Below are 6,539 nucleotides of genomic sequence, written 5' to 3' on the forward strand. Positions count from 1 at the left end.
TCCTGCTTGGCGGCTTGCTCCCGGCAGCGCTATACGCTGGCCTCTGTTGCTGAGTGGCAAGGGCTTGAGGTGTACATTTCGTCGGGGGCCACCTGTACATGCTTTGCCTGAATAAGCTGGGGACGGTGTACAGGTCGCACAGGTGATAAACCGCACCGTTACGCGAATACTGCCCACCTGCGGTGGTACACGCTGGGTAGCCGAAAATTTCCCGAAATCCGGGGCTTGCTGCCCCCGTGGCCAAGGTGATTGGTCGATAGAAGGACCCGGCTTTTTTTCATGGGTGACTTGCCCACCCGGCACCCAGCTATAGGCCGTTAGCAACCGTAAGCGCCAGCAGATGACCACTAAGCCACCATTCATGTGATGCCTGGTTAACCTGGTTGGTAGCGCGCTCATTGCTCAAGCTACCGTTTTAGCCAACGGTTAGCCGCTTGACGGCCTGCGTTGTTCTTAACGTGGGCGCGCTGTTCCTGCATGGCGGCTTTCTCCCAGGCAGTGCTATACCCTTCGGCTAGCTGCATGGCGTCGCCGTGTTGTCGGGTGGCCAGCCTCAGGCGAATAAAGCGACGATCCTCAGCCAGCAGGCTGCAACGCTTCTCTATTAGCGCTAGCCATGGCTCGATGCGGGTGGTCACGCTGGCACGCCGTGGGTGTTGTCGTGGGTGGGTGCCGGGCTTGCCTTGCGACCGGGAAGCACCAGCGCTGGCTTGCAGTTGGGCAATGCGGGTAAGTAAGGCGTCACCGTTCATGCAATGGCCCCCGGTGGAATATCAGCGGGCGACAGCTCACCACTCGCCAACCAACCAATAATCAGTGCACGGCCTTCCTCGATAGTGGCCCGCAAGCGCTCACGCTCTTCAATCTCAAGGCGTCGTTTCACGGACATAACGCGGTAAGCTTCCAGTGGTATAGCGTTTTCCTGCCTGATGTGGTCGTTTCGCTTCTGCCTCTCTCTGCTCATGTATCGGTCATGCTCAATGACAGGCCCGATTGATAGCTGTTCACTGGTATCTACCGGGGTGACTGCAGCGCAGTCCGTACAGTTAATGACACCAGTCCAAGGCGCTGCGGCTTCGCCTACGCGCTGAAAATCAACCCCGGCAGCTTCACCCTTGCGCTCAAACGTCCAGCGGTAGTACCGGGTAAGGTATTCCGTTTCCCCTAGCTGGCTGCTAACCACTAAGCCCCAGGTGCCCGCCATCGGCTCGCCATAGCGCCCTAGTGTGTCGCTAGACCACTCCCCGGTTATACGGTCGCAGTTCGCTATATCGGTCGTTTGACGTACTACCCGCCATGGGCGAATGGGGGCAGCGTCACGGGGTTGCATGGGGCCACCCATCAAGTGAAGGTATTTATCCCACGCGCCAGCATTGGCCGCTTGGCGCAACCCTTCTAGGATTGCGGCGGCTTCTGGTTCTGGTCGTGTGGCCGCTTCCCAATCGGCTAAGCGCTGTTCATCTTTGAGGCGGCGCAGCTCACGCCACACCGTGACGGAAGGCAGGCCCACAAACTGAAACTGACGAATACCCCAGCAGGCCGCCCACGCTTCAATGCGCGGGGCGCTGGTTTCTAATGGCTGGCCGTAGTGGTCGAGGTTATCGCCCGGTACGCCTTGACGGCTGTGTTGCTTGCCGTTGATGTTTTTAGCCACGTACTTGGCCACATACCCGGCAGCACTTCCCTTGCTTCGATCAATGGCCACGGGCTTGAATCTAACGTTAGTGTTTCGCTTAACCTCGCCAGGTGAGTCTTCCAGCGAGTAACGGCGTAATATGCTGGTTACCTTGGGTTCATCTTCCGGACGCATCCATATCAACAAATGCCAGTGAGGCGTTCCATCGTGGTGAGGCTCGGCAACGCGAATCCCGTAAATGCCTAAGCCGTCCCGTTTGAATTTGGCGCGGGCTTTTGCCCAAAGGTTTTGCAAGTAGGCCTGTGCTTCACGTGGGTTAGCGCCAGCATATTTATGGTTGATGCTGCCGTTTTGCCGTACCGGGTGAAAGCGGCTAGGGGTGGTGATGGTGTAGAACATTCCCCGGTGGCCTGCCCGGTCGGCTTCGCGTTCAGTGTCGGCAATGCGCAGCATTAGCTCTGCCCGCTGAAACTCAGGGTTAGCCAGGCCAAGCTCTGCCAGTTCTGCCAGCGTGTACTGGTCGCCGTCCTGGTTGGTGGCGGTAATAGCTTCCAGCAGGCGCGCATTACGGGTGGCTTGGTCAATGCGGCGGCGGTAGCCTTCGTTGCTCACGTAGATACCCGCCCGTTTCTGGGTGTGGCCCAATAACCGCTGTCGCTGCTCACGGCGGCGGCTGGTTAAGCGGCGAAGCTGGCGACGCCACCACAGCGGGCAAGCAAGGCGCGACAGCGTGCTACTAATCGTGAAGCCTCTGGGTGGTTCCATGTGGTGTGCGGTCACACGGTGAAGGGCGAGCGCCAGAGCTTTCTCTGGGCCAAGCTGTGCGCCATCTATCTCAATAGCGCGGGCTTGGGCGGTAGCGTGGTCGATCAAGGCTTGATCGTCGTTGCTACACTTCCACGGGCCACAACTCAGAAGCGAATCAGCAAGGGCTTGTCGATCGATAAAGGCGGCGTGGCTGGTCATATCACCCCCTTGCCACTTACCGGGCGTGACTTCTCAGCGCCAGCGCCAACCCCAACGGGTTGGCATGGATCGGCAAGGCGTAGGCGCGCCCCGTACCGTGTGCTATTCTCTGGTTTAGCGTTTGCTGTGGTAGGCGGCGCGGAGAAGGCCCAGCCATTGCGCTGGGCTTTTTCATGTGTGCTAGTCAGCATCGCGGCCCCCTTCCAAATCTGCGCCAGCGGGGTCGATGCATTCATCAAGTAGGTCGTGGGCCAAGGTAGCGGCACGCTTCCCCATACAGCTCAAAGCCGTTGTCCAGGCAAGTGCTTGCTGTTCGGTAAGCCCTTGGCTCAGGTAAGCCATGTCACCGATGGCAGTTGCCAATTCTTTTTGGGCTTCGGCAATGTCGCGCAGCTCAACCATTTGTTTTATGGATTGATCATTTATATGGCTCATGCAGCCACCGCCCCAGGAAGCAGCGCTTCCAGGTTGCGAGCGATAGCTTGAAGCTGCTCAAGCGCGTCATGCGGTGCGCGCTGGCAAGGGGGCAAGTACACGCTGTAAGTCTTAGAAACGGCGGTGGGGTTGTGCAGATCACTACGACGCCCCACGGTGACATTCAGTTGAAGCAGCATTCCCGAAAAATCGACGCTTACCCAATAGCCGCCTTGGCTATGGGTGCTGACAGGAAGCGCCAGTGCTTGAATGTGGGCGATGGTGTCCCGGTGGGCTTGGGGGATTTGGTATCGGCTCATAGCGCACCGCCAACACTGCGCTTGGCAGTCTCAAGGGCGCGGGCTTCAAGTTGCTGTGCTTTTTCAATGTGGTGGTTGTAACGCTTAAGGCGGGTGCGCGTGCTGGAATCGGCAAACAAAGCGGCTTTCGCCATCGCTTTATGAGCGGCTGCACGGCTGGATAAACTGCGGGTAATCAGATTGGATAGGCGGATTGATGCCGTCATTGGTAAGACTCCTTTGTGATCGGAGTCGCCAACATCGCTGCGAAACAATGGGGGCGACTGTACGCGGGTTCGCAGACCGGTCACAAAGGAAACCGGCAGGCCGAAGCCTCCCACGCACAGCCGCCATAGACGCATAGCGGGCATAAAAAAAGCGCCTGCTATGGATGGGGCGCTGTTGCGCCTTTGTGATTCAGGGCTGCGAAACCCTATGGCTGACGATTTTGCGCCAGCATTTGAAGCATAGCGGGGAGTGGGGGTAGGGGTCAACATTATGCGGCCCCCTCTTGGCGGCTCGCTTCAATGCGCTGTTGAATCCACTCGTCTATTTCCGACTCTACCCAGGCCACGGCGCGTGGCCCAATGCGAACGGGTTTTGGGAAGTCGCCGCGGGCAATGCCGCGATAGATACCGGAAACGCTTTGTGCGGTTTTCTTTTTCACAAGCGCTAGCTTGATCAGGTCGGAGGTTAATTCAGTTGCTGGTGTAGCCATGCCGTTAACTCCTTTGGTTACTTATGGGCATGGCTGGAATGATGGTTCTAAACGGGCTCTATTTGGGGGTATTTCCTTACGCTAATTTTTACCCTTTTTTTGTATCGCGGCTTTGCGGGTGCTTTTGGTCAGCCCCCATAGTTTTGACTGGTGCCACATTGAACCGGGGCAGTCGTAGACCCGTTGAACTGTGGCTGCTCCAACAAAGACCCCTTTTTCCTCCTTGAAACTCATGATTATTTGAGAATTAAGATGGTAGGCTTTTGCGTAGTGTTCTGGGTCACTTTGAAAAAGCCTTATCCACTCGTTGATTTGATCGGCGGCATTTTCAAAGCCCACCATTCCATTGCGCGTGGTCGGGTATCGCTTCGGATCGCTGCTCCACAATTGAAAAAACCAGTTGGCAATAAGCAACTCTCTTTCCTTTGTTTCAAACCTTTGGGCGACCTCTTGTCGTGACGTTGTCCTTAACTCGCCCTGGCCGAAATATTCCACTTGGTAGCTAGTCAGTTTTTCAAAAGCATCGCTAATACTCTGGGAGCTAAAAGAGGAAGGGGGGAGGCCGCTATGGTTCGACAAGCCATGCTCCCAAAGCGCCAGCTTCAATGGTTCATTTGGATATTCGGCAGGGTAGAAGGTGCGTGCGCTCTTTATGGCGTTGCGGTGAGTCTCCCAAGCAGTAGCGGATCCCAGTAAGTCGTGGCTACCTTTCACCATCATGCGGTGAAGCATCGCCAACCCAACTTTTGGAAAGCCATCATGTTTCCAACGTTCAGCTAGTTCAGGTAAGGCGTTATCAGGGTCGTTTGTGATGCCGGGCTTTAGCTCTTCAGCTCGCTTTTCCAGTGCCCTTAAAGCATCGAGCACCTGCTCCACCAATGCGTTGTCTTTGGCTTCTTCCTCTTCGCTATAAACCTCTCTGAAATTGTCTTTAGTGGGGGCTTTTACCTGAGTCTTTACCCCGTTCTTTACTACATAGCACCCGCCTTGATTTTTCATGCCCTAGCCCCTTTGTAGATCGGCACCACGTTGCTTGGGCCATCGCGCAGGGCGTCTAGGTAATCGGCCCAGCTTTGCAGCATTTCCCGGCGCTGTTCTAAGTGCGTGGTGCGGTTATAGGCGCGTCCGTTGCTGTCTCTCACCTTGTGGGCTAGCTGCTGCTCTATGTACTGCTCTGGGTAGCCAAGGCGCTCTGCCAAGATCGTGCGAGCCATGGCACGGAAACCGTGGGCGGTCATTTCACCCTTGAAGCCCATGCGGTCAAGTGCCGCTTTGATGGTGGTGTTGCTCATTGGGCGCTTGCTACTCCGGGCACCAGGAAACACGTATTCACCCCGGCCCGTTAGACGGTAAAGCTCTGCCAGCATGTCGATGGCTTGGCGGGGTAGGGGCACTATCAGCGGATCAGCGTTTTTGCTGGGTTTGAAGGCCCATTCCTCGCTTTCAAAGTCGATATCTTCCCAGCGGGCTTGGCGCAGCTCACCAGGGCGCACAAATACCAATGGCGATAACTTGAGCGCAGTAATGGTAACGGGCATGCCGCCGTAACCGTCGATAGCTTTCAACAGTGGGGGAAGCTCTGCCGGGTCGGTGATCGCTGCATGGTGGTTGGTCTTTGGGGTGCGGAGTGCGCCTTTCAGATCGGGGGTTAGGTCGCGTTCAGCACGGCCCGTAGAAATAGCGTAGCGGAATACTTGCCCGCACAGCGTTTTTACCCGGTGGGCGGTTTCCAGATGGCCGCGCTTCTCAATTTTGCGCAGGCATTCCAGCAGTTCAGGCGGCGTTATATCGGTAATTGGCCTGTGGCCTAAGGCTGGGAAAGCGTCGCGGGTGAGCCGTGACTTATTGCGCTTGTAGTGGTCGGGTACCACTTCATGGCGATGGATATGCTCAAGCCATTCAGTGGCCACCGCCTTAAAGGTGTTTTCAGCGGCTGTTTTGCCAAGCTCTTTGGTGACGCGCTTGGTGGTGCTGGGGTCTAACCCTTGTGCTAGCAGCTTGCGGGCTTGGTCGCGGGCGTCTCTGGCGGCGGCAAGACTTACTTCTGGGTATACGCCAATGGCTAAGCGTTTTTCTTTGCCGTGGAAGCGGTACTTCATGCGCCAGTAGGTGCCCCCAGTTGGGGTAACTTCAAGATACATGCCCCCACCATCGGTAAGGCGGTAGGTTTTTTCTTGGGGTTTGGCGCTGCGCACGGCGGTAGCCGACAGCTTATTACTAACGTGGGCCATTTGGGGGCACCTCATCGGTGAAGGCTCATGGTGCCCCCAGATATGCCCCCTATAGTGGGGGCATGTCAAGATATTGGGTGAAAACTCCTGACAACAAAAAAGCGCCCGGAGGCGCTTCATTGCTGGGTTTATGGGAAGTTTTGATAACTCTTGAAACCCTTGTGTGGTGGAGGCGGCGGGAATTGAACCCGCGTCCGCCAGCACGCGCCTATTGGCTCTACATGCTTAGATTTCGTCATTTGCTTTAACGCAACTGACTCCGACGATCAGGATTC

At 56.5% G+C, this 6,539-nt stretch carries 8 protein-coding genes and 1 other RNA gene; all 9 read right to left on the reverse strand.

The window, feature by feature from the left end:
- Positions 1-407: 407 nt before the first annotated feature.
- Positions 408-752, reverse strand: coding sequence for a hypothetical protein (locus tag ACN0VL_RS14890; protein ID WP_317998150.1), 345 nt, complete (start codon positions 750-752; stop codon positions 408-410).
- Positions 749-2,602 (reverse strand): replication endonuclease, encoded by a 1,854-nt coding sequence (locus tag ACN0VL_RS14895; RefSeq protein WP_372373610.1) that lies wholly within the window; start codon positions 2,600-2,602, stop codon positions 749-751. Before ACN0VL_RS14895 ends, ACN0VL_RS14890 begins: the two co-directional genes overlap by 4 nt.
- Before the next feature lie 180 nt (positions 2,603-2,782).
- The gene (locus ACN0VL_RS14900; RefSeq protein WP_372373612.1) at positions 2,783-3,037 is read right to left on the reverse strand and encodes a hypothetical protein; all 255 of its coding nucleotides are present in this window, start codon (positions 3,035-3,037) and stop codon (positions 2,783-2,785) included.
- Positions 3,034-3,336 carry a hypothetical protein gene (locus ACN0VL_RS14905; RefSeq protein ID WP_372373613.1) on the reverse strand — a complete coding sequence of 101 codons (303 nt, stop codon included), beginning with the start codon at positions 3,334-3,336 and terminating at the stop codon, positions 3,034-3,036. The genes ACN0VL_RS14900 and ACN0VL_RS14905 overlap by 4 nt, the downstream gene beginning before the upstream one ends.
- Complete coding sequence (locus tag ACN0VL_RS14910; RefSeq protein WP_417618739.1) at positions 3,333-3,542, reverse strand: hypothetical protein; 210 nt, start codon at positions 3,540-3,542, stop codon at positions 3,333-3,335. Before ACN0VL_RS14910 ends, ACN0VL_RS14905 begins: the two co-directional genes overlap by 4 nt.
- Before the next feature lie 269 nt (positions 3,543-3,811).
- A complete protein-coding gene (locus ACN0VL_RS14915; RefSeq protein ID WP_372373615.1) occupies positions 3,812-4,033 on the reverse strand; it encodes a helix-turn-helix transcriptional regulator in 222 nt (73 codons plus the stop codon).
- 81 nt (positions 4,034-4,114) lie between these two features.
- On the reverse strand, positions 4,115-5,032 hold the full coding sequence (locus tag ACN0VL_RS14920) for a hypothetical protein (protein ID WP_372373616.1): 918 nt from the start codon (positions 5,030-5,032) through the stop codon (positions 4,115-4,117).
- Entirely contained in the window at positions 5,029-6,264 is a 1,236-nt protein-coding gene (locus ACN0VL_RS14925) for a tyrosine-type recombinase/integrase (protein ID WP_417618742.1), read from the reverse strand. The genes ACN0VL_RS14920 and ACN0VL_RS14925 overlap by 4 nt, the downstream gene beginning before the upstream one ends.
- 164 nt (positions 6,265-6,428) lie before the next feature.
- Positions 6,429-6,539: a transfer-messenger RNA gene (gene ssrA / locus ACN0VL_RS14930) on the reverse strand; the annotation flags it as partial.

The sequence above is a fragment of the Oceanisphaera sp. genome, assembly GCF_048268965.1.
Taxonomy (GTDB): domain Bacteria; phylum Pseudomonadota; class Gammaproteobacteria; order Enterobacterales; family Aeromonadaceae; genus Oceanimonas.